General features: G+C 30.0%; 16 protein-coding genes and 1 tRNA gene. 4 read left to right on the top strand and 13 right to left on the bottom strand.

Going from position 1 to position 21,725, the window contains the following annotated elements; genetic code table 11:
- Nucleotides 1–32: 32 nt before the first annotated feature.
- Nucleotides 33–947 (top strand): GYDIA family GHMP kinase, encoded by a 915-nt coding sequence (locus Q0049_RS01950; RefSeq protein ID WP_298115947.1) that lies wholly within the window; start codon nucleotides 33–35, stop codon nucleotides 945–947.
- Between the two features lie 62 nt (nucleotides 948–1,009).
- Here Q0049_RS01950 and Q0049_RS01945 read toward each other — a convergent pair whose 3' ends face one another.
- From Q0049_RS01945 to Q0049_RS01915, 7 genes are all read right to left on the bottom strand, one after another.
- A complete protein-coding gene (locus Q0049_RS01945; RefSeq protein ID WP_298115944.1) occupies nucleotides 1,010–3,103 on the bottom strand; it encodes a peptidylprolyl isomerase in 2,094 nt (697 codons plus the stop codon).
- A gap of 107 nt (nucleotides 3,104–3,210) precedes the next feature.
- Nucleotides 3,211–4,470 carry a hemolysin family protein gene (locus Q0049_RS01940; RefSeq protein ID WP_298115942.1) on the bottom strand — a complete coding sequence of 420 codons (1,260 nt, stop codon included), beginning with the start codon at nucleotides 4,468–4,470 and terminating at the stop codon, nucleotides 3,211–3,213.
- Nucleotides 4,471–4,677, bottom strand: coding sequence for a hypothetical protein (locus Q0049_RS01935; protein WP_298115939.1), 207 nt, complete (start codon nucleotides 4,675–4,677; stop codon nucleotides 4,471–4,473).
- Between the two features lie 2 nt (nucleotides 4,678–4,679).
- Nucleotides 4,680–5,228 (bottom strand): LPS export ABC transporter periplasmic protein LptC, encoded by a 549-nt coding sequence (lptC, locus tag Q0049_RS01930; RefSeq protein ID WP_298115936.1) that lies wholly within the window; start codon nucleotides 5,226–5,228, stop codon nucleotides 4,680–4,682.
- A 7-nt stretch (nucleotides 5,229–5,235) separates the two neighbouring features.
- Complete coding sequence (locus Q0049_RS01925; RefSeq protein WP_298115933.1) at nucleotides 5,236–6,498, bottom strand: hypothetical protein; 1,263 nt, start codon at nucleotides 6,496–6,498, stop codon at nucleotides 5,236–5,238.
- A 15-nt stretch (nucleotides 6,499–6,513) separates the two neighbouring features.
- Nucleotides 6,514–7,779: a hypothetical protein gene (locus Q0049_RS01920; RefSeq protein WP_298115930.1), complete on the bottom strand. Its 1,266-nt coding sequence runs from the start codon at nucleotides 7,777–7,779 to the stop codon at nucleotides 6,514–6,516.
- Complete coding sequence (locus Q0049_RS01915) at nucleotides 7,772–8,503, bottom strand: type III pantothenate kinase (protein WP_298115927.1); 732 nt, start codon at nucleotides 8,501–8,503, stop codon at nucleotides 7,772–7,774. The genes Q0049_RS01920 and Q0049_RS01915 overlap by 8 nt, the downstream gene beginning before the upstream one ends.
- A gap of 121 nt (nucleotides 8,504–8,624) precedes the next feature.
- Between Q0049_RS01915 and Q0049_RS01910 the strand changes: the two genes are divergently transcribed.
- The 3 genes from Q0049_RS01910 (at nucleotide 8,625) to Q0049_RS01900 (ending at nucleotide 9,424) form a co-directional block, all read left to right on the top strand.
- Nucleotides 8,625–8,697, top strand: a tRNA-Phe gene (locus tag Q0049_RS01910).
- A 48-nt stretch (nucleotides 8,698–8,745) separates the two neighbouring features.
- Nucleotides 8,746–9,030, top strand: a complete 285-nt coding sequence (locus tag Q0049_RS01905) for a GIY-YIG nuclease family protein (protein WP_298115925.1) — start codon at nucleotides 8,746–8,748, stop codon at nucleotides 9,028–9,030.
- A 178-nt stretch (nucleotides 9,031–9,208) separates the two neighbouring features.
- Nucleotides 9,209–9,424: a GIY-YIG nuclease family protein gene (locus tag Q0049_RS01900; RefSeq protein ID WP_367178932.1), complete on the top strand. Its 216-nt coding sequence runs from the start codon at nucleotides 9,209–9,211 to the stop codon at nucleotides 9,422–9,424.
- A gap of 335 nt (nucleotides 9,425–9,759) precedes the next feature.
- Here Q0049_RS01900 and Q0049_RS01895 read toward each other — a convergent pair whose 3' ends face one another.
- From Q0049_RS01895 to Q0049_RS01870, 6 genes are all read right to left on the bottom strand, one after another.
- Nucleotides 9,760–10,029, bottom strand: coding sequence for a hypothetical protein (locus Q0049_RS01895; RefSeq protein WP_298115923.1), 270 nt, complete (start codon nucleotides 10,027–10,029; stop codon nucleotides 9,760–9,762).
- Between the two features lie 172 nt (nucleotides 10,030–10,201).
- Entirely contained in the window at nucleotides 10,202–12,958 is a 2,757-nt protein-coding gene (locus Q0049_RS01890; protein ID WP_298115921.1) for an AsmA-like C-terminal region-containing protein, read from the bottom strand.
- A 130-nt stretch (nucleotides 12,959–13,088) separates the two neighbouring features.
- Nucleotides 13,089–15,965, bottom strand: coding sequence for an alpha-amylase family glycosyl hydrolase (locus Q0049_RS01885; RefSeq protein WP_298115918.1), 2,877 nt, complete (start codon nucleotides 15,963–15,965; stop codon nucleotides 13,089–13,091).
- A 61-nt stretch (nucleotides 15,966–16,026) separates the two neighbouring features.
- Entirely contained in the window at nucleotides 16,027–17,082 is a 1,056-nt protein-coding gene (locus tag Q0049_RS01880) for a SusE domain-containing protein (RefSeq protein ID WP_298115916.1), read from the bottom strand.
- A gap of 25 nt (nucleotides 17,083–17,107) precedes the next feature.
- Nucleotides 17,108–18,709: a RagB/SusD family nutrient uptake outer membrane protein gene (locus Q0049_RS01875; protein WP_298115913.1), complete on the bottom strand. Its 1,602-nt coding sequence runs from the start codon at nucleotides 18,707–18,709 to the stop codon at nucleotides 17,108–17,110.
- A 10-nt stretch (nucleotides 18,710–18,719) separates the two neighbouring features.
- Entirely contained in the window at nucleotides 18,720–21,659 is a 2,940-nt protein-coding gene (locus tag Q0049_RS01870; RefSeq protein WP_298115910.1) for a SusC/RagA family TonB-linked outer membrane protein, read from the bottom strand.
- Nucleotides 21,660–21,725: the final 66 nt, after the last annotated feature.

The raw sequence follows: 21,725 nt of genomic DNA, 5'->3' as shown, positions 1-21,725 counted from the left end.
CTTTGCGCCTTAGCGATTTTGTGGCAAATACTATGAAAAAAGAATTTTACAGCAACGGAAAATTATTAATCACAGGAGAATATGTGGTTCTTGATGGTGCAAAAGCATTAGCGCTACCTACAAAATTTGGTCAAAATTTAATTATTGAATCTTCAGAAAATGAAGTTATTCAATGGAGAAGTCACGATCATGACGGAAGTATTTGGTTTGAGGACAACATCCCTTTTTCTAGCATCATCGAGAAAAAAAATTACAATGAAGTTCACAACATCAAAAACACTTTAATTGAGATTTTACACGAAGCTTATCTGATGAATTCAGATTTTATAACACAATCTAAAGGATATAAAATAACTACGGAACTTACATTCCCAAAATTTTGGGGTTTAGGCACTTCTTCTACTCTTATTAATAATATTGCTCAGTGGTTAGAAATTGACGCCTACGAATTGCTTAAAAGAAGTTTTGGAGGAAGTGGTTACGACTTGGCTTGTGCTCAAAATGATTCGGCTATTATTTACCAACTTGTTAATGAAAAACCAATAGTTGAAAGAATTTCATTTGAACCAAATTTTATTGATAAAATACATTTTGTTTATTTGAATAAAAAACAAAGTAGCAAATCTGCAATTGCTTCTTATCTTGATAAACAAGGTGATATTGGTAAAACAGTAAAAATAATTGATTCTATTACGAAGACAGTTATTGACGCAACCGAACCAAAAGAATTTGCTTTAGCACTGCAAAAGCACGAAATAGAAATGAGTAATGTTTTAGAACTCCAAACGGTTCAAGAAGCATTGTTTGATGATTTCCAAGGTGTGATTAAAAGTCTTGGAGCTTGGGGTGGCGATTTTGTTTTAGCTATTTCAAAAGAAAATCCAATAGAATACTTTAATAATAAAGGATATTCAGTAGTTATTTCCTATAAAGATATGATTTTATAATACAAAAAAAACGTCTCATTGCTGAGACGTTTTTTTTTAAATATTATTTTGAAAAGAATCTACTAGTAAAATTCTAATCTATTATCTTCAATTTTTGCATCATTTTTCAACGCAGGAATAACTCTTCCAGCAGCTTGACCTGCATTTCCTTTTAGTTTATTAACATAAGCAGAATAGTCAGCAATTTTAGGAGCTTTTACAACCGATTTTGTTTTTACAACAAAAACTCCTGTATTTCCTTGAATTGGTGCAGAAACTTTATTAATTGCGGTTCCAAAAGCAGTTCCAACAACTTTTTGCTCAACTCCAACATTTGCTAAAGTAGCATTATCAACAGTTACATCAACTGCTTGTTGAACAGTAGTTGCATTTGCTTTTGCAATTGCTTCTAAAGAAGAACCTTTCATTTTAGCAATTAATTTTTCAGCTTTTTTCTCGTTTTTTACGATACTTTCAATCATTGGTTTAGCTTCTTCAACAGTCATTAAACCTTTTTCATTTACTTTTTTCAATTTAGCAATTACATGACCTACATTAGTAATTTCAAAACGTTTAACATCACCAATGTTTGTATCATCACTATAAGCCCATTTTACAATTTGTCTTTGATTTCCAACAGTTCCAAAGTTTTCGTCCATTGGTTTTGCTTTAACTGAAGGACTAACTGTTAATCCTGCAGCTTTTGCAACAGCAGCAAAATCTTTATTAGCAGCATCCATTTCAAACTTAGTTGCTTTTGTGAAAGCTTCATTTGTTGTTTGCTCTGATGGAATAATTTTTTGAGCAACAGTAGCTAAACGAATTGCATCTTGTTTATCTGTAACATTAATAATATGGTAACCAAATTCAGATTCAACTAAACCAATTTTTCCAACAGGATTATTGAAAACAAAATCATTAAATGGTTTAACCATTTGTCCAGGTCCAAAAACTCCTAAATCTCCACCTTGTTGAGCAGAAGAATCATCAGAATTTGTTAAAGCTAAAATTGCAAAATTTCCTGGCGCCGCTAATGCTTGAGCTAACAAACCGTCAGCTTTAGCTTTAGCTTGTTCTTTAGTTCTTTTTTCTTTTTTGTTTGGTACTTGAGTTCCTTCCCAACTAATCAAGATGTGACTTGCTTTTGCTTTTGCACCTGATTTTCTTCCCATTGCTTTAGAAATACTGTAGTATTTTCCATTCATATATGGTCCATAAACTTCACCTGCAGGCAAGTTGAATAATGCCTCAGCATGTTCAGCAGGTAAATCTTGTTTAGAAACATAAGTTGAATCATAAGGAATATCAGAATTAGCAGAAACAAATTCAGCTACATTTGAAGCATTTTTAAAACTTGGTACAGTATCGTTTTCTTTTGTTTCGTCATTGTAAACAAGACCTCCAACTAATAAAGCATTAATTTTAGTTTTAACTTCGTCTTCGTCTTTTTTAGACGGTTTGTCTTCTACTAAAACATACTCGATTTCACGTGTACCGTCAGATTTGAATCTCTTTTCATGTTTTTGCATGTAGTTAAGATAATCTTCATCTGTAACTTTTATATCGCTATCTTTTACAGAAGAATATAATGCAACCACATAATCAAAAGAAGTTTTATTTGCTTCTAATTCATATTTGAATTTTCCATCTGCGTTTGTAGTGTACATTCCTCCTTTTATTAAAGAAGCATACATTTGATATTTAGCATTTAATTCAGCATCTTTTTCTCTATCTTTCAAAGCTAGTGCTTGCTCAGGATTTGATTTAAAGTATTCTTTAAATTTTTTCAAATCAAATTTTCCTAATTCATTTAAGAATGCTGGATTTTGTCCAATGTTAGGATCGTTTTTGAAATTTTCAACAATGTGTTTTTCTCCTGCGCGAAGACCTAATTTTTCAAACTCTGCAGAAAGTAAAGCAATAGCAACTTCTTGATCCCAAAGTTGATTAGCTGCTTGAGTAGTAGTCGTTCCTTGACCACTTTTCTCCATATTAGCAACTTTTATTCTAAAAGCTTCAAAAGGAACATCTTTTCCATTGATACTTCCAACGTCTTTTGATACTTGATTAAAACTTCCACCTTGGATTAAATCTCCAATAACAAAAGCTAATAATGAAAACCCGATAACTATTAAAAGTAAACCTGAACGCTTTCTAATTTTTTGTAAAACTGCCATTTTTATATATGTTAATTTTTATTTCAGTTTGCGAAAATACAATTATCTGTGAAATAATTATAATAGTGAAGTTATAATTTCAATAAAAAAGTGATTTTTTTTATTTTTTAGTCAATTATAGTCAATTTAACCAAATCTATTTTAGTATTTGAAGCTTCTTCAATTGTAAAGTGAAAGTTTTCTATTACGATTTGGTCACCTTTTAGAGGAATTTCTTTTGATGAATTAACAATAAATCCTCCAAGAGTTCCGTAAGAATCACTTTCAGGAATATTTAGTTTATATTCCTCATTTATATAAGCAACATCTAGTCTTGCTGAAAACAAATAATTATTTTCATCAATTTGATTTTCAACAAACTCTTCATCATTATCATGTTCATCTTCAATTTCACCAAAAAGCTCTTCAACAATGTCTTCTACCGTAATTATTCCTGATGTTCCTCCGTATTCGTCTAGAATTACTGCAACACTTTTTCTCTTTTTCGTCAAAAGATTTAAAACATCTTTTATGAAAATTGTTTCAGGCACATACTCTACAGCAATCATAATAGCTTTAATGCTTCGTGGTTTTTTAAACAATTCAAATGAATGTACATAACCGATAATATCATCAAGAGAATTTTGATAAACTAATATTTTAGAATATCCAGTTTCAATAAATAATTCCCTTAATTCTGAAACAGGACTATGCAACTCAATAGCAACTAATTCTGTTCTTGGCGTCATTATTTCTCGTGCTTTTACTCCTGAAAACTCTAAAGCATTTTGAAATATTTGAATTTCAGAATCTACTTCTTGGTTATTTTCAACAGCACTCATTTGTTCGTTAATATAATTTCCCAATTCGACTTTACTAAAAAATGACGGAACATAATCGCCTTCTGTTTTAAAGAATTTTTTTAGAATAAAATCGGAAATCCAAATGATAAAAGTAGATATGTAATTAAAAACTACATAGAAGAAATAACTTGGTATAGCAAAAAACTTAATTAAACTATTGGCATAAATCTGAAAAAAAACTTTAGGCAAAAACTCAGAAGTAATTAAGATTATTAGAGTTGAAATAATTGTTTGAAGTAAAACATTAGAAAATTCAGATAGTTGAAAGTCGAATGAATTTATCCAATTCATTAATAAATCTCCCATAAAAAACCCATAAATTACAATAGCTATATTGTTTCCAACAAGCATTGTTGCAATAAATTTTGAAGGTTTTTCGGTAATTTTAGTTAGAATTTTTGAAAGGAAGTTATCTTGCTTTTTCTCAATTTCAAGATAAATTTTATTGGAGGAAATATAAGCAATTTCCATTCCTGAAAAGAAAGCTGAAAGTAATAAACATATAATTATTACTGCAATTTCCATTTAAGATTTAGTTTGATTTTGTTGTTTTTTTCTTTCTTCAAATTTTTTACCAAACTTACTTCTAAAGAAAAAAAGAAAAAATGCCATTGCGGCTAGCATGATACTTAAATAGGGTTTTGGATCATTATTCCATTTTGAAATTGTATCATAAACCATTATAAAACCAATAGCTAAATAGATGTATTTTGTTATATTTAAATAATTCATAGTTAATTTGAGTTTTCAACTTCGCCGTTTATTCGTTGCGAATTAATTATTTTGAAATCTTTACTAAAGTCAACACCTTCGCCAAAAGTAAATCCTTTTGGATCTGTAAACTTGAATCTTCTTTCGGTATAAAACCATTCATTTTTTTGATCAAAATACAATTGTTCCGTTTCAAAAAGCTGTCCAGCATCATTTGTTATTTTAACACTTCCTTGTAAATCAATTAAATCAGTGTTTTTAAATGAAACCGCATATTTTGATGTAACATAGGTCTTTTTTCCTCCTTCATCATACATTGTCACTTTTATTCCTTTAGGAAATTCTGTAAAAGGAAATTCAACTGTTGCATAATCTAGCATTTTTGGAGAAACTAAAATTGATTTAATTTTTCCTGAATCGGTGTATTTCAAATTTATAGAATCTGCTTCACCACTAGGTGTAAACTCGACAAAATTAGATTTTTGAACTTCTTTGAAATTACTTTCGCAAGAAGATAAAAAAAGAATTCCAAATAGAATTGAGAAAATAAAAAATGTTGTTTTTTTAATCATATTTATATTAAAACTTCACTTTTTCGTTAATCCAACAATTGATTGTTATGCTTCCGCCAGACTTTTTAACTTGCTTCATTTCGTCTGCAGTTAACTCTTGATTAGCATATTTTTTTGCAATACCAGGCAACGAAGATTTGAATCGTGGTTCCACTTTAGCTGCTGTTTCTGCAGTAATTTTAGCTAATCGGTTTATTGCTTTTTTTTCAATTTCTGTAGTTGCGCATTCGTTGATTGAATTTGAATATAAACTTGCTAAAAGAAGATACACATCGCCTCTTTCAGGGCTTATTTCCATAATCTTTTTGATAAACTCTTTAGATTTTGATTTGTCTCTTGTAGCAAACATATTAGCTAAAGTTAAATATATTTGACTCTTTTCGTTTTTTTCAATTGAAAGTTCTGCCGATTTTTCTAATAAATCGATAGCTTTTTCCTGATTTTTATTTTTCAAATTGAAATCAGCTAAATAATATAACGATTTTGAAGTTGGGTTTAACGAATTTAACTGAGACGCAATAGCTCCAAATATTGATGATTCGGATGCATTGACAAAAAGTAAAGCCGCAATTGAGGAAAGCCACTCAACATTATTTGCATTTTGTTTGAAATTGTTTTCAGAATAGGATACTAAATTTTCTTTAGTAAAATCTTCTCTTACGATTGAATTTGTTGCCAATTTTGCATTTTCAAATTCGACTGCTTTATCAGGAAAAGCTGTTTTATTTTTTTCAATTACAGCAAGAACTTGTCCGTAGGTTTCAATAAATTTATCGAATGTAATGGCATTTTTCTTATCGCCATATTTTTCTTTAAACATCTTGAAATAAGTGAATAAAGCATTTGGATTAGAAAATTGAAATTTATCTTTTTGAAAAGATTTATCTAAATTAGAATAAATTTCATCTTGATTAGCAATTCCATTATCAAAAAGAAGCATTGCTTTGTTGATAGAATTTCCGTTTTTGTTTTGAGGGAAATTTTTATCATATAAATCATAGAACTTTATTAATTCTCTGATTTCTTTTTCCTTAGTTTCATTTGATGCAATGTCAACATTATATTGAAGAACATTTATTCCTAAATAAAAAAACTCTTCTGATTTTGATGAACAAATAGTTTTAATTTCAGACAAAAGTAAATTAGCTTGCTTGTAGTCTTTATCATTGATTAATGAAGACAATTGCTTTTGTTTTTCAACACAATTGATTTCTTGTGAGAACAAAATTCCTGTAAAAAAAACACTTACTATAAAACACAATTTCTTCATAACATGCTATTTTAATTAGTCGTATTTAGCTTTTTTGAACCATTTATCGTTGAACGATAATCCGATACTAATGTTTGTATAATTTTCTTGAACTAAACCTGCATTTGTAGTTCCTCTTTTTCCAAATTCTAACCCGATATTAATATTTGAAAATGTTCCTCCTAAAGGTAATCCTAAACCTAAAGTTAAAGCATAATCTTTAATAGATTCATTGTTTAAAACTAAACCTGTGTTTTCATATCTAAATCCTCCACGGTAAACAATTTTGTTAAAATAATTTGTAAACGAATTGTATTTTGGAATGTAATAACCACCAATACTGTATTTTACAGAATTTTCATATGCTACGTTATCGATATCATTAAATCTACTACCTAAATCACTTGTACCTTGAAGCGTAACTTCACCACCAATAGACCATTTTTTTACTTCGCCAATTGCTGTACTGAAAGCTAATTTAGATGGGAAAGTTAATGTTGAATCATCAACATCAATATTTTCTGCTTCATCTATAGCAACCTCACCTCCAACTGACGAAAATTGTACAGTAGCTATACTTCTTTCGTTATTCAATTTTAATGTTGACTTTGGACTAAAAGTAATTCCGCTAAAAATAGTTAATTTTTTATTCAATTTTGAATTGAAACCAATTCCGGTATTAAAATTAACACCCGATACGTCAGATGTGTTTAACTCTCTTGTTCCAAATTGAACTTCATCACGATAAGTTAAACTTTTGGTTTCAATTCTTCCAAAATTATATTGTAAATCTGCTCCAACACTAAATTTTGATGTTAATTGATAGCTATAACCTAGAAAAACTTTATTGATTCCGCCTTCTCCAGAATAGTCATTAAGCTGGGTTATTTCGTCTGTAGCAGGATCAACTTCGGTTGTTCTTATTTTGTAACCCACAGAAGAGTATGGAATTAAACCTAAACTGAATGCCATTTTATTTAATGGAATAGCAACAGCTAGATAATCTAAACCTGTTCTTCTTGATTTTTCTTTCTCAGAATCAGTTTTAAGAGTTGTTGGTGAATAAGTTCCACCAATTGCAAAAGTGGTCAATTTTAAATTAGATTGCAAAGCAGGATTTTGAAGATTAATGTGAATACTATCTCCTAAAACCGACAATCCACCCATTGCTCTGTTTTCTATTGTTCCTTTAAAACGAACATCACCAAGACCATAAAAAGAATAAGGCGAAGAAGTGCTTTCTTGTGCAAATGCAACTACCGAAAGAAATAAGCTAATGCTTACAATAATTTTTTTAATCATTTTGATTGTATTGAAAAATTTGGTTCAAACTTTCAAGAAGAAAATTTGAATTGGCAAATATGGTATTTTTTAATCGTTTAGCCAAAAATTCTGAGTCGCCACCCGTTAAAATTATGATAAAGTTATCATTTTTTTCTAAAATAGAGTTAATGAAACCATCAATCTCAAATGAAATACCATTTATAACTCCTGAATGAATTGATTGAGTTGTTGAATTACCAACACTTTGTTCTGGATTATCTTTTACTAATAACGGTAATTTTGCAGTGTAATTGTGTAAAGATTCATAACGAAGTCTAATTCCGGGAGAAATTGCTCCACCTAGGTAATTATCATTTTCATCAACAAAATCATAAGTAATACAAGTTCCCGCATCAATAATTAATCTGTTTTGTTTTGGAAATTGCAAAACTGCTCCTGCTGATAAAACCATTCTGTCAATGCCAAGTGTATTTGGCGTTTCATATTTATTTTTAAAAGGAAACACAATTTCTCTTGAGACAAAAAACACATTTACCCCATCTTTTAATTCTAAAAAATCGGTTTTATCAAGTTTTCCAACAGATGAAACTACAATATTTTCAATTTTAGGAAAGTTTTTTAAAATATTTTTTAAAATATTTTTCCAATCAGAATAGGATATAATTTCTTTTTGCAATAATGTATTATGTTCAAATACAGCCGATTTGATTTGTGTATTGCCAACATCTATAGCTAAAAGCATATTTTAATAATTTAGTTTGCAAAGTTACAAATAGATTTTTTTTAAAAATTGTTTTGGATAAATTAAAAATCGTTCTATATTTGCACCCGCAATCAACAGCAGTAATGCTACAAATTGTAACGGTACCTTAGCTCAGATGGTAGAGCAATGGACTGAAAATCCATGTGTCCCTGGTTCGATCCCTGGAGGTACCACGAAACCCGAATAGCAATATTCGGGTTTTTTGTTTTTAATTAATTAATATGTCTCACTTCCTTTACATTTTGTATTCAAAAACTAGCTCAAAATATTATGTTGGAGAAACTCATAATGTTGAAGAAAGAATTTTTAAACATAATCAACATGAATATTCTAATTCATTTTCTAAAATAGCAAACGATTGGAAATTAGTTTTATTTTTTGAGTGTGAAGATAGAACTCGCGCTTTATATCTTGAAAGATTTATTAAAAGAATGAAAAGTAAGTTATTCATTGAAAAAGTAATTCAGAACACTGAGATTTTATCAGATATTCTTTCAAAAAGATAATTAATAAAATATGTTTCTGGTTCTCCCGAAGTGTCGGGACTGGAGGCACCACGAAACCCGAATAGTCCCGAAATTTCGGGATTCGGGTTTTTTGTTTTTAATTAATTCATATGTCTCACTTCCTTTACATTTAGTATTCAAAAACTAGCTAAAATATTATGTTGGAGAAACTCATAATATTGAAGAAAGAATTTTTAAACATAATCAACATGAATATTCTAATTCATTTTCTAAAATTGCAAACGATTGGGAATTAGTTTTGTCCTTTGAATGTGGAGATAGAACTCATGCTTTATATCTTGAAAAATTTATTAAAAGAATGAAAAGTAAATTATTCATTGAAAAAATAATTCAGAACACTGAGATATTATCCGATATTCTTTTAAAGAAATAATTAAAAATGTGTCTCTGGTTCTCCCGAAGTGTCGGGACTGGAGGCACCACAAAACCGAATAGTCCCGAAATTTCGGGATTCGGGTTTTTTGTTTTTTAATTAATTAATATGTCTCACTTCCTTTACATTTTGTTTTCAAAAACTAGCTCCAAGTATTTGAAACTTATCAACCAAAAATGAATATTTGAATTTCAGGTTAAATGAATTTGATTACAAAAAAGTAAAAATTTTCTAATACTATCTCTAAATTTTATTTCTTATCTTTTTATAAAACTCTAATAATTAATGATAGAGTAATATTTTGTTACAGAATACATTAAAAAACAATTTAGGTGTTATTCAATACCCTCTAAAAAAGATTCCGCACCCGCAACTATACTCATTAGTTTAGATAATCCACTTTGTGATTTTATTGTTTTATCAAAGTTAAAAGGATTTTCAAGTTTATTAAGTTGCTTTAAGTAATAATCCATATTTACTAAAATGTCTTTGTCCTTTGTATTATTTACAATGTTTTCTATAATTCTGGTTGCACTATAAAACAAATATTGATTTTCTGGATAGTTAATTCTTCTTAACTCTTTTTGCAATTCTTTGTAATTCATTTGATTTTTATTTATTTCAAAAATAGAAATTTTAAATTACTTTAATTAGTAATTAGTATTTTAACTAAAAGTGCCACGAAACCCGAATAGTCCCGAAATTTCGGGATTCGGGTTTTTTGTTTTTAATTAATTCATCAAAAAAAAGCATCTAACTTTGTGATGCTTTTAAGTTTTATGGTTTTGTTGTTACTGTAGTCGAATCGTCGTATTCTGTTTCTTCAATATCCTCACCTTTTCTTCCAAGTTTTACTTTCGGATTTTCTTGCGTTCCAGTAACAGTTAATGGTATTCCAATAATTCCTAATGGTGGTAATCCAAGGCGCATTTTGATATTTAATTTCCCATCAAAACTTGTAGTTCCTTCAATTCTTGGCCTAAATCCTGCTACTTTAAATTTGAATCTCTCGATAGTTATGATGTTGTTTTTTATAGTAGTTTTAATATCAACTTTTGACAAATCTGGGTTTTTTATAGCATCTTTTCCTGTTTTTTTACTAACGGCACCAAACATTTTAAACCCTTTCATCTTTACATTTTTAACAGAAAGAATTCCACCACCAGATAACGATGGATAAATGGGCTGCATTTGATCGTTTAACTTTCCTGCTACTTTATAGTCTAATGAAACAATCCCTTCAGCACTTTCTGCAGCAGAAGCCATTTCACGAAACATTTTTATTTCCTTGTAAGCACGTTTTACATCAAATTCTTTAGCTACAACTTTAAAATCAAAAAATGCTTTTTTGGTAGTTTCGCTTCCATAAACAACATCCATATTTACATTAGAACCAATAATATCAAAACCTGATTTGTTAAGCATAATTTTTCCTTTGTTGATGACAACTTCGCTTTTTAGATTTTGCATTTTTAATTCATCGAAGTCAACTTTTTGAGCTAAACAATTGAATTTCAAATCTAAATTTGGAGGAATAATCACAACACCAGATTCCGTTTCCTTTTTAGTTTCCACTTTACTTTCAGAGGAAATTGTTTGATTTAGGACTTGCGATTTTGGCATGAACTCATCAATATTTATATAATTTGAAGTCAATGTAAAATCTCCTTTTAAAACAGCATTTTGAGATAAAACAAAGTCTATAACATTTTGCATATAACCATTCATTTTCAAATCAGATTGACCATAAACAGCATTGAAATTACTGAAATTCATTTTATCTTGATTGAAAACAAATGTTCCATCTTTTATTAAAAATGGTTTTGGCAAATACTCAGATGTAGTTTTGATATTTCTGAGTATTAGTGTTCCTTTATTATTTAATTTATGATAATTACCATTTGTTGCATCCGATTGCGTTCCTTTAAATGCGACATCAGCTTTGATATAACCTTCTAAATCCAAACCTTTGGTTGAAAAAACTTTGTAAATTTTTGCCAATTCCAATTCGCCTTTAGCAATAATATCATACTTGACATTTTCTAAGTTTTCAAGTGCTGCTTTAACATAAATTGGTTTTCCTTCAAAATCAAATGAAGCTGGTGAAAGATTGATTTTCAAATCTTTAAGCGAACCTGAATTATCTGAAACATTGGCAAGAACATTAATATTTTTAATCGGATTTGGATAATAATCGGTTTTTATATAGCCGTTTTTAAGTGAAATTGAACCTTTTGTAATAGGTACGATCTTGTTGGCTTTATCGTAAACTCCTTTTGAATTTATATCAACATTTAACTTCCCTTTTAAATCCACATTACCAATTCCGAAAGCTCTGTCTAAGTTAGCTAAATCTACGGCTGTATTTATTTTGGCATTGATATTTGGCTTACTCAATCCTTCCGTTTTTATGATAGCTTTTACATAATCTTTACCCAAATTGAAAAATATTGAATCAACATTGACTTTCAATTTTTCAACATCTAAAGCAGGAAGTTTTGTGTCAAAATTTAAGAAAACATTTGTTGCTGGAACCAATGCTTCTTTATGATTGATTTCGCCTTCTCTGATTTTCATATTAAAAGCCAAATTAGGTTTCTCATTAGTAGAAGCAATGTATTTTCCTTTTAAAGTTAGTAGCAAATCTGTATTTCCTTTTACTTTTGTTTTTTCTAACCAAGTCACGTATTTTGGTGGTAAAGCGGTGAAAAAATCATTCAATAAACTATTTTTAGATTCAACACTAAAATCAAGATCGTATCCATTTTTTAGGAAATCAAGTTTTCCAACAAAATCTATTGGAAGTTTATTGATTTTTAAATTATTTTCTTCAAAAATAAAAGACAAAGAATTAGTGTTAATTTTCGTAATCAAATCAGCATTAACTTTCTTGTTTTTAAGATATTGTTCTCCATCCATTGCAAAATTGAAATCATCAATTTTAGCTTCGGTTTTCAAGTCAAAAATAGCTTTATCTAAATCACCTTTTCCAAGGTAATTAAACCCTTTAGCATCAATCAATATTTTGGTCGATTTGTCATCATAAACCAAATGAGTATTCACTATTGAAATTTTGTCAAGTTTAATTTTTGCTGATGACGAATCTTTAGAAACTTCTTTACTATCAGAAACATAAATATTATAATTTGCTTCGCCATTTTTGTTTACTTTAATATTAGCAAAGGCATCTGAAAGAAAAATTTTATTGATAGTAACTTGACCATCCCAAACTAAATCTTTAAGATTGATTCCGAATGCAATTTCGTTAGCAGAAAGTAATGTCTCGTTTTTGTAAGGCGCAGAACCTTTCAAATCAAATTCGCTCAAAGACAATGTTAATAAAGGAAAATGATTGAAAAAAGAGAGATTTGCTTCTTTAAAATTAAGTTCACCATTCAATTTTGCATTCGCAAATTCTTTAACTTCTTTCTCTATTTTTCCTGGAAATAAAATTGGAAAAAGAAACATAAATAATAAAATCACCGCGATGGTTATACCAAAAACTTTAAGTGACTTTATTGCTATCTTCTTCATTTTTTTACTTTTAAATTGCTGCAAAGCTAAAAAAATAAGTTTTAGCTTTTTATTAAAAAATACATAATTAAAAAAGACCTTTCAAATTAATGAAAGGTCTTTAGGTAATCTATTTAAACTAACTCAAACATTAATTTTTAATTAACTTCAAGGTTTCATGATGATTGTTGTCATCAGAGATTTTTACAAAATACATACCTTGAGTTAAATCTGAAATTGGATATTGATAATCAACTAATTGATTTTCGAAAGTTTTTACTAATTGTCCTGTCATTGAAAAAATTTGAACTTTTGTAATACTCGAGTTATCAATTGAAAAATAAGTTGAAGATGGATTAGGATATAAACCAGATCCGGTTAAAGGATTGAAATCTATAGAACTTAAAGCTGCTTGATTTCCGTAAACTCTAAAACCTCCTGATTCAATGTTGATATTCATAGCGGTATTAGTAACTGAAAGTGTAGAATTATCCATTAAATTATACCAAGTTCCTGCAAAAGGGAAATCAGCAACAACATCTAAATTAGCTACAGAAAAGTTTGCTAAAATAACTACATTAGTTAAAGCTCCTGTACCTCCAAAAAGATAAATTCTTTGTCTTACATTATTGTTATTTCCACCTGGCGCACTGATTGCATAATTAGCATTAAAAACTGAATTGTTCTTTTTTAAATCAATCATTTTTGCCCAGTTGTTATAAACAACACTTCTATTTGCATCGGCTAACCAATTGTTTGTCCATTGAGGTTGTGGTTTTGTGTCTAACTTACAATCGCCTCCTGTAGTATCATAATCAGTATTAACAGAGCCATTATTACAAGTAAATATTGAACCTGTGTTTCCTAATTCTCCAAAATGCCATATCATTTTTGGCCCTGGAATTAGTAAACTAATTGCACCAATAGCTGACATCCTTTTTATTGTGTTTGTAAGATTACCATTCACAGGAAAAGCACCAGAACCATTTCCAAATGTAAAAGCAGAATATAAAATTCTCTCTTTGTCATGACTTTCAGGATATCCAATTAATCTTTTTCCTGTAAATCCACGAGAAACGTGTCCCATTCTTGTAATATCTTTATCACCAGACGTTCCTTGAGCAAGTTCAGCATATTTTGAAGTCATTTCACCCCACATTAATATACCTTTACCTTCTCCTAATCTATAATTTGCCCATTGCTGTTCTTCATTGTCAGCTCCAAGGTGCTCAAAAATTACAATATGATTATTATCTTGTGTCCATGAATAATCTGCATATTCTTTAAGAACAGCGACTCTATCTGCTTGATATGCATTTGTACATGTATCGTCTCCACCAGAACATGCTTGAGTGAAACCTTTAGTTAAATCCCAACGGAATCCATCAATCTTAAATTCTTGTATCCAGTGTTTAACAACACGTTTTGTATAGTATTTTGTTAATGTAGAAGAGTGATTGAAATCTGACCCAACACTATAACTATGTTTGGCGAACTCATTAAAGTATGGATTATCTGCAGCAGGATCACCCCAACCATCACCATCAGCATCTTTCATCCACATTCTAACCATTGGATTTCTTCCAAAAGCGTGGTTTAAAGCAACATCAAGAATTACTGCAATACCGTTTTGGTGACATAAATCAATGAATTCTTTAAATTTATTAGCAGTACCATAAAATTTATCTAAAGCTAAATGATATGCAGTATTATAACCCCATGATTCATTTCCTTCAAACTCCATTACAGGCATTAACTGAATAGCATTTATTTTAAGATTTTTGAAATAATTTATTTTATCAATTAAATCTTGAAAATTTCTGTCTGAATCAAAATCTCTAATTAAAACTTCATAAACTACTAAGTTATCTTTATTAGGTTTAACAAAACCTGTAGTTGCAGCACTCCAGTTGTAAGGAGTTTGTCCTGTTTGCAAAACTGTAACTTCTCTTTCTTGTCCTGACGGATAAGTTGGCAAAGAAGGATAAGATGTTGCTGGAATATATGGATCATCATATGGAGATAGTACCAAAGTTGAATACGGATCAGCTGTTTTTACTAAAACAGGAGAATTTAATGTAGGTGTTTGATCAACAACCCAATATTGATAAGTATATTGTGTTCCTGATGTTAATCCAGTCAATTCTAACCAAAACTTACCAGTCGTAGCATCTTTTTTCATTGCGTAACTTGAGTTTGGTTGCCAATTATTAAAACTTCCTGCAACATAAACGAAATCTTTTCCAGGTGCATCTAATACTAAAGTCGCTTTAGTTGCATCTGAAGAATTATAATTGATTCCGTCTTCTAGTCCTGAAGGAAGTGCTTGAGATAATATACCAGGATTTACAATCACATTAAACTTTTTAGTTTGAGTAATTGATGCTTGAGTAATATCTAATTCATAAGCTTGATTTGACGTAATTCCTGTATGATTAAATGAAAAAGAAGTTGTGCTTGGATTTGAACTTATACTTACTCCATTTGCTTTTAAATTATAACTTGCATTACCGTTAGTATTGTTAGCTGTTATATTTAAACTTCCACCTGAGCTAATAATTGTAGAACTATTTACTGTTGGTGAAGTTAGAGTTGATTGAAAAAGACCAACTTCTAAAGTAATATCTTGTGACTTTTTATCACCTGTTGCATTTTTTGCTTTTACTAAAAAACCTATTCTTCCAATTCCTGTTCTTGAATAAAATGTTTGAGGAACAAATGTTATTGAATAAGTATCAGTACCTGAATTGTAAGTTAATAAATTTGTTTCACTAGAGTTAGTCCAAGTTCCATTAGTTGGACAATCTAAAATATTAGTATCATTTGAATCAAAGGACCATGCCCATAGATACAATGCGTTTCCTGTTACACCCCAAGTTGCTTCATTAATACTTGAACCGTTAAATGTAACTGTAATTGATTGATTTTCTTCAAAAGCAGTTGGAGATACATTATAAGTTATGGTTTGTTGTTGCGAAAAAACATTCATCGCAAAAAACAAAAAGAATAAATAAGTGATTTTTTTCATAGTTTATTTTTATAGAAAAGGGCTTTCTATTAAAGAAAGCCCTTTAAAAATGTTTTTATAATTAATTTGCCGTTAAAGTATATGAATATTGTCTAGGATCAGACAAATCTAATACTACAGTATAAGTTCCAGCTGTACCAACTGACAAATTAGGACCATCATAATTCATTGATCCATCTTCATCTGGATCACCTCCTAAATTAATAGCCCAAGCATTATTAGCTCTGAATTTAAATTCACCAGCAGTTAAAGCAACTGTTCCTTCCCATTTTTTTGTAGTCGGATTGTATGTTAAAGGAGTACTATTATCCCAACTACCTGGTGTTGCAGCACCTACAATACCCCAAGTTGTTAACGTTTCTGTGTATAACAATGTTGCTGTGTTAGCCTGAATTCTATAATAACCTGGAGTAGCAGAAATATCTGATTCTCCTGATTCAGCAAGAACACCACTAAAAGTACCATCATCACCCCAATCAGTATTTCCCCAATTAAAGTTACCTGCTGGATCTGGACCTACAAATTTGTGTCCTCCGTCAAGCCAAACATAACCTTCATAATCTGTTTGTCCAAAACCAGAAGACGCTAAAGTTGGAGCTGTTGGTGGATTCCATCCTTGATGATTACCAGGAACAGCTATTTTAGGCAAGTCAGTAGAATATGGAGTTACAAGATAAGTAATAGGTGTTGAAAAAGCCTCTTGAGATGCTGTACTTCCAATTGTTGATTTAATTCTAACATCTAAACCTCCTTCAGAATATGGAGTTAAACCTGCAGCTACTGCAGCACCATTTAAAACATCTGAAGATATAGTTATGTATGTATTAGTTGTATTTACAACATCTACAGGATTATCAAAGTTATCTCCGTTTTTGTCAACTTGAATAGTATATGTTACTTCTGTTGGTGTACCATAATCCATATTACCCCAAGTAAGTGCTAAAGCAGGATTTAGTGGATTATCAGGAGTCAAAACCACGCCTTCACCTGACTGAGGAGAAAGAATTTCAAATGATGCTTCAGGTGTAGCAAATCGCAAATCTTGTTCGTCTTCACAAGACCAAAAAGTAGAAGCAACTAATGCTAGTGTAAAAATTGATTTTATTGTATTTTTCATTTTTATTATTTTTATAGTTAATAAATTAATATCCAGGGTTTTGAGTTAAATTAGGATTTGCAGCAAGTGATGCAGATGGTATTGGAAATAATTTTAAATTGTTTGAAATTGAAATTCCATTCGATCCATTTCCTTTCCAAGCCCAATTGTAGCTTCCACCCGTGTACTTGTTAAATCTAATTAAATCTTGTCTTCTGTGAGATTCCCAATGTAATTCTCTCGCACGCTCATCAATAATAAAATCTAGAGTTAAATCTGAAGAATCAATATTTGCTATTGTAGAACCAGAATTTGCTCTTTCTCTTAAATCATTAACATAATCTAACGCTTGAGTTAAACTTGCAGATGATGCACCTCTAACAGCACATTCTGCATACATTAAATAAACATCTGCTAAACGAAATAATGGAAAATCAGTATTTACAAAAGTAGTACTTGATCCTAATCCTCCTGTAGATGTAACATTAGAATATTTAGCTAAAATATAACCTTGATCTCTATTAGCTATATCTGAAATGTCAATATTTCTAGGACCAGAAATAATAGTTTTTCTTGAGTCAGTGTTAAAATCAGCGCCTTCAAATTTTTGAACAAATTGTTTTCTCAATCTTAAAGCTCCACCCCATCCACCTGAACTAACTCCTAAACCAGTTCCGTTTTGTTCAATTGAACCTACTTGACCATTAATCATTACTGTTGTAGGACCATAATTTTGAGTAGTAATACCATCTGATTGAAATGTGAAAATCATTTCTGATGAATTATTATTATCCGCTTTAAAATTATTTAAGTAATTAGAATTAAGAGTATATCCTGATCCAATAATCTCTGTACATAAAGTAGCACAATCTGAATATCTATTGGTACCAATGTAAACTTCTGCGTTTAAATAAATTTTAGCTAAAATCATTTTTGCAACAGCTTGATCAACTCTACCATACTCATTTGTTCTTGCAGCTTTTAAGTTTGGTATAACTTCTGTAAGTTCCTCTTCAATAAAATTGAAAAGTTGGTTTCTATCATATTGAGGTCCAGCAAACCCTGGAGGATCATTTTCAGTAACAAATGTAGCTTTACCAAACAAATCCATTAAATGATAGTAGGCTAATGATCTTAAAACCTTAACTTCATTTCTATACAACTCAATTTCTGATAACGTTGTTGCATCAGTAACTCCTCTAGAATTTAACTTTTCTGGAGTAGTTTGTCTCAAATATTCATTAACAAAAGCAACTTCTGCCATAGCTCTACTATACATCCCTAAAATTACTGGATTTTGAGCTGTCCAAGTATTTCTTTGTAATTCTTTAGTTCCAGGATCATTTTCATAACTCCAGATAACTTCATCTGTAGTCAAATTCTCCATATACCAAAGACATCTACCATACTGGCTAGTTCCTGCGTCAATTCCTTCAAGGAAAGATGAACCTGGACCTGCAGCACCTGTTAAAGAAAAATTTCCATAAACACCTGCTAAACCTTTTTTATAAGCATCAGGTTGATTAAAAAAATCTTCTGACAAGAAAACGTCGTCATCTTCAGGGACAACATTTAAATCATCAGTACAAGAATTTAGCAAAAACATAAATCCTAGTAATGCGATAAAACTTAAATTAATTTTTTTCATAGTTTTTATTTTAAAATTTTACGTTTGCACCAAATAGAATCGAACGTTGTCTTGGGTAAATTGTATTATCTCTACCATCGTTCGCAATTTCTGGATCTAAACCTGAGTATTTTGTAAGAACAAATGCATTTTGAACTCCTGTAAATAATCTAACAGAAGCTTTTCCATCAAATACTTCAGGGAAAGTATAACCTAAAGTTACATTATCTAATCTTAAAAATGATCCGTTCTCAATATATATATCAGATAAAATAACATCAGATGTTGTATTGAAATCAGTTGACAAAACTGAAGATGGAATATTTCCTAATACTGCATTATTTTTAAGTAAATCATATTGTGCTTTTGTAGCATTAACAGAATTATAAATTCTATTTCCTAAACTTGCTCTTAAGTTAAATGAAAAATCTAAATTTTTATAATTCATATTTGAAGCAAAACCTAAAGTTAAGTCTGGATCTGGATTTTTATAAATGTATCTATCATCACCATTGATAATACTATCACCATTTAAATCTGCATAAGCTCCTTCAATAGGATTGTTATTACTATCATATAACTGTTTGTAAACATAGAAAGAGTACGGAGTAAAGCCTTCGCTTAATATTTGTGCTGTTCCACCTGTTCCAGCTCCTACATCACCTAATAAGATATCAGAATTCAAAGCAAGTTCGTCGATTCTTCTTTCAAATTTAGTTGCATTAAAATTAACATTCCATTTAAAGTTTTTAGAATTTAAAATTTCTGCGTTTACAGCAAATTCAATGCCTTTAGTAGTAAAAGATCCTATGTTTGCCCATCCTCTGTTTGTAAAACTTCCTCCATCAGCAAAAGCAGTTTTTGAAATCATATCATCTGCTTTTTTGTAAAATAAATCTAATGTTCCTGTAATTCTATTATTCAATAGTCCGTAATCAAAACCTAAATTGTAAGTTGTTGTTTCTTCCCACTTTAGATTTGTATTGTAAGGATTTGGAATTCCAACTGCATAAGGAATTGATCCAAAAATATATTGAGAATTTGTACCTCCAACTGAATATTGTTGTAAATAATAATTATTAGCATCAGATGGTAAAACTTGTTGACCTGTAATACCCCATCCTAATCTAAGTTTAAAATCAGAAACTATTTTAGAGTCTGCAAAGAAATCATCTTTCATTTTCCATGCAAAAGCAGCTGCTGGAAAATTACCCCATCTATTATTAACATCAAATCTAGAAGTAGCGTCTCTTCTCATAGAAAGTGTTAATAAATACTTATCATTAAAAGTTAAATTAGTTCTACCAAAAAAACCAATTAAAACATTATCAGTAGGATCAATAGCATCAGCATCTTGGTTAAAAATATTATATCTGTTTCCAGTAAAATATTCATGCTCTTCAAACTTTTGATAAGAATAACCACCTGTTAGTTCAAAATTTATTTTTCCAAACAATTTATTATAAACTAGATAAAAATCTAATAATTTATTTTTGATGTTTTTAGTTCTAAACTCATTAGTTCCATATCTGACATCACCAATACTACCACCAGTTGCAGCATCAGGAGAAACTAATCTTAATCTATTACCTCTTGATTCATCATAACCTAAATTTAAAACAGCTCTTAATTCAGGTAAAAAATGAAATTTATAATCAAACTCGATATTACCAAATAATCTATTATTTCTACCACTATCATTAGTTTGAATCAACTGAGCTACAGGATTTCTTGGAGCTAACAATAAAGCATTTTGATTAGTAGCTGCATTGTAATTATAATATTCAAAGAATCCGCCAAACGGAGAATTCGAATCATATATAGGCTGAGTAGGATCAAATTGAATTGCTGAGTTTTCAACACCATCAGCAAATCTATTAGTTTCATTTGTGTAATTAGCACTAAATCTCAATTTTAAGTGATCTTTTAATAAAGAAGGAGATAATGCTGCTGACACAGTATTTCTATTAAACTCATTTGTAAGTCTCAACCCTTCTTGGTAAGTTCTACCAATTGATATTCTTGCAGGGATTTTGTTAAATAAATTTCCTTTTAATGATAAATTATTATCAAAATAATCTGTTCTTCTATAGATTGCTTCTTGCCAATCAGTGTTTGAATTTCCTAGCAACCCAACATCACCAGGTCTTAATGTTTGAATAATATTTCTGTATTCATCTGCACTAAAAACATCAATTTTGTCAACTAATTTTCCAGAACCATAATTAAAATTATAATCTACAGATAATTTTTTAGAACCTTTTTTAGTTGTAATAATTATTACCCCATTTGAAGCTCTTGCACCATAAATAGCAGTTGATGAAGCGTCTTTCAAAACAGTAAAAGTTTCAATATCACTTGGATTTAAAGATGCTAAAAACGAAGTAGATCCTACGTTTGTAGTATTTGATATTGGCAAACCATCAACAACAACTAATGGATCATTAGATGCAAATAGAGAAGAACCTCCTCTAATTCTTATTTGCGATCCTGACCCTGGCGCACCACTTGTATTTATTGTTAAACCTGCAACTCTACCGTTTAATAAATTCTCAACCGTTACATTGGCTCCTTTATTAAAATCTTTGCTAGCAACAGTGGCTACTGATCCTGTCGCATCTTTTTTCTTAACAGTACCATAACCAACTTGAACTACAACTTCTTGAATTTGATTAGATTCTTCCTCTAATGAAACTGAAATTGAAGATTGTCCGTTGTAATTTACAATCTCATTTTTGTAACCAATAAAAGAAAAGACAATTTTGTCTCCACTTTTTAGTTTAGCTAATTTAAACTTACCGTCTAAATCAGTTGAAGTACCTGCTGCGGCACCTTGAACTACTACATTTACACCTGGAATGGGTTGTTTAGATTTTGAATCCTTTACAACACCTTCTAGTGTGCTTTGTGCAAAGACACTAAATGGCAGAAGTAGTAATAAAAATAACAACTTTTGATAAATTGTTTTCATACATTTTGTTTAGGTTAATAATTTGTTTTTTTGCTTATACTTTAACTTCGAATGTTAAATTTATGA

The organism is Flavobacterium sp., from assembly GCF_027484205.1.
Lineage (GTDB): Bacteria > Bacteroidota > Bacteroidia > Flavobacteriales > Flavobacteriaceae > Flavobacterium.
The sequence above is the reverse complement of the archived record's forward strand: the minus strand, read 5'-3'. Positions and strand labels throughout refer to the sequence as shown.

Excerpts from the sequence above, each read along its gene's own strand:
- Q0049_RS01895 (WP_298115923.1), bottom strand. The coding sequence starts at position 10,029 with ATGAATTACAAAGAATTGCAAAAAGAGTTAAGAAGAATTAACTATCCA.
- Q0049_RS01940 (WP_298115942.1), bottom strand. The coding sequence starts at position 4,470 with ATGGAAATTGCAGTAATAATTATATGTTTATTACTTTCAGCTTTCTTT.
- Q0049_RS01950 (WP_298115947.1), top strand. The coding sequence starts at position 33 with ATGAAAAAAGAATTTTACAGCAACGGAAAATTATTAATCACAGGAGAA.
- Q0049_RS01920 (WP_298115930.1), bottom strand. The coding sequence starts at position 7,779 with ATGATTAAAAAAATTATTGTAAGCATTAGCTTATTTCTTTCGGTAGTT.
- Q0049_RS01935 (WP_298115939.1), bottom strand. The coding sequence starts at position 4,677 with ATGAATTATTTAAATATAACAAAATACATCTATTTAGCTATTGGTTTT.
- Q0049_RS01885 (WP_298115918.1), bottom strand. The coding sequence starts at position 15,965 with ATGAAAAAAATCACTTATTTATTCTTTTTGTTTTTTGCGATGAATGTT.
- Q0049_RS01880 (WP_298115916.1), bottom strand. The coding sequence starts at position 17,082 with ATGAAAAATACAATAAAATCAATTTTTACACTAGCATTAGTTGCTTCT.
- Q0049_RS01945 (WP_298115944.1), bottom strand. The coding sequence starts at position 3,103 with ATGGCAGTTTTACAAAAAATTAGAAAGCGTTCAGGTTTACTTTTAATA.
- Q0049_RS01905 (WP_298115925.1), top strand. The coding sequence starts at position 8,746 with ATGTCTCACTTCCTTTACATTTTGTATTCAAAAACTAGCTCAAAATAT.
- lptC (WP_298115936.1), bottom strand. The coding sequence starts at position 5,228 with ATGATTAAAAAAACAACATTTTTTATTTTCTCAATTCTATTTGGAATT.
- Q0049_RS01915 (WP_298115927.1), bottom strand. The coding sequence starts at position 8,503 with ATGCTTTTAGCTATAGATGTTGGCAATACACAAATCAAATCGGCTGTA.
- Q0049_RS01890 (WP_298115921.1), bottom strand. The coding sequence starts at position 12,958 with ATGAAGAAGATAGCAATAAAGTCACTTAAAGTTTTTGGTATAACCATC.
- Q0049_RS01925 (WP_298115933.1), bottom strand. The coding sequence starts at position 6,498 with ATGAAGAAATTGTGTTTTATAGTAAGTGTTTTTTTTACAGGAATTTTG.
- Q0049_RS01870 (WP_298115910.1), bottom strand. The coding sequence starts at position 21,659 with ATGAAAACAATTTATCAAAAGTTGTTATTTTTATTACTACTTCTGCCA.
- Q0049_RS01875 (WP_298115913.1), bottom strand. The coding sequence starts at position 18,709 with ATGAAAAAAATTAATTTAAGTTTTATCGCATTACTAGGATTTATGTTT.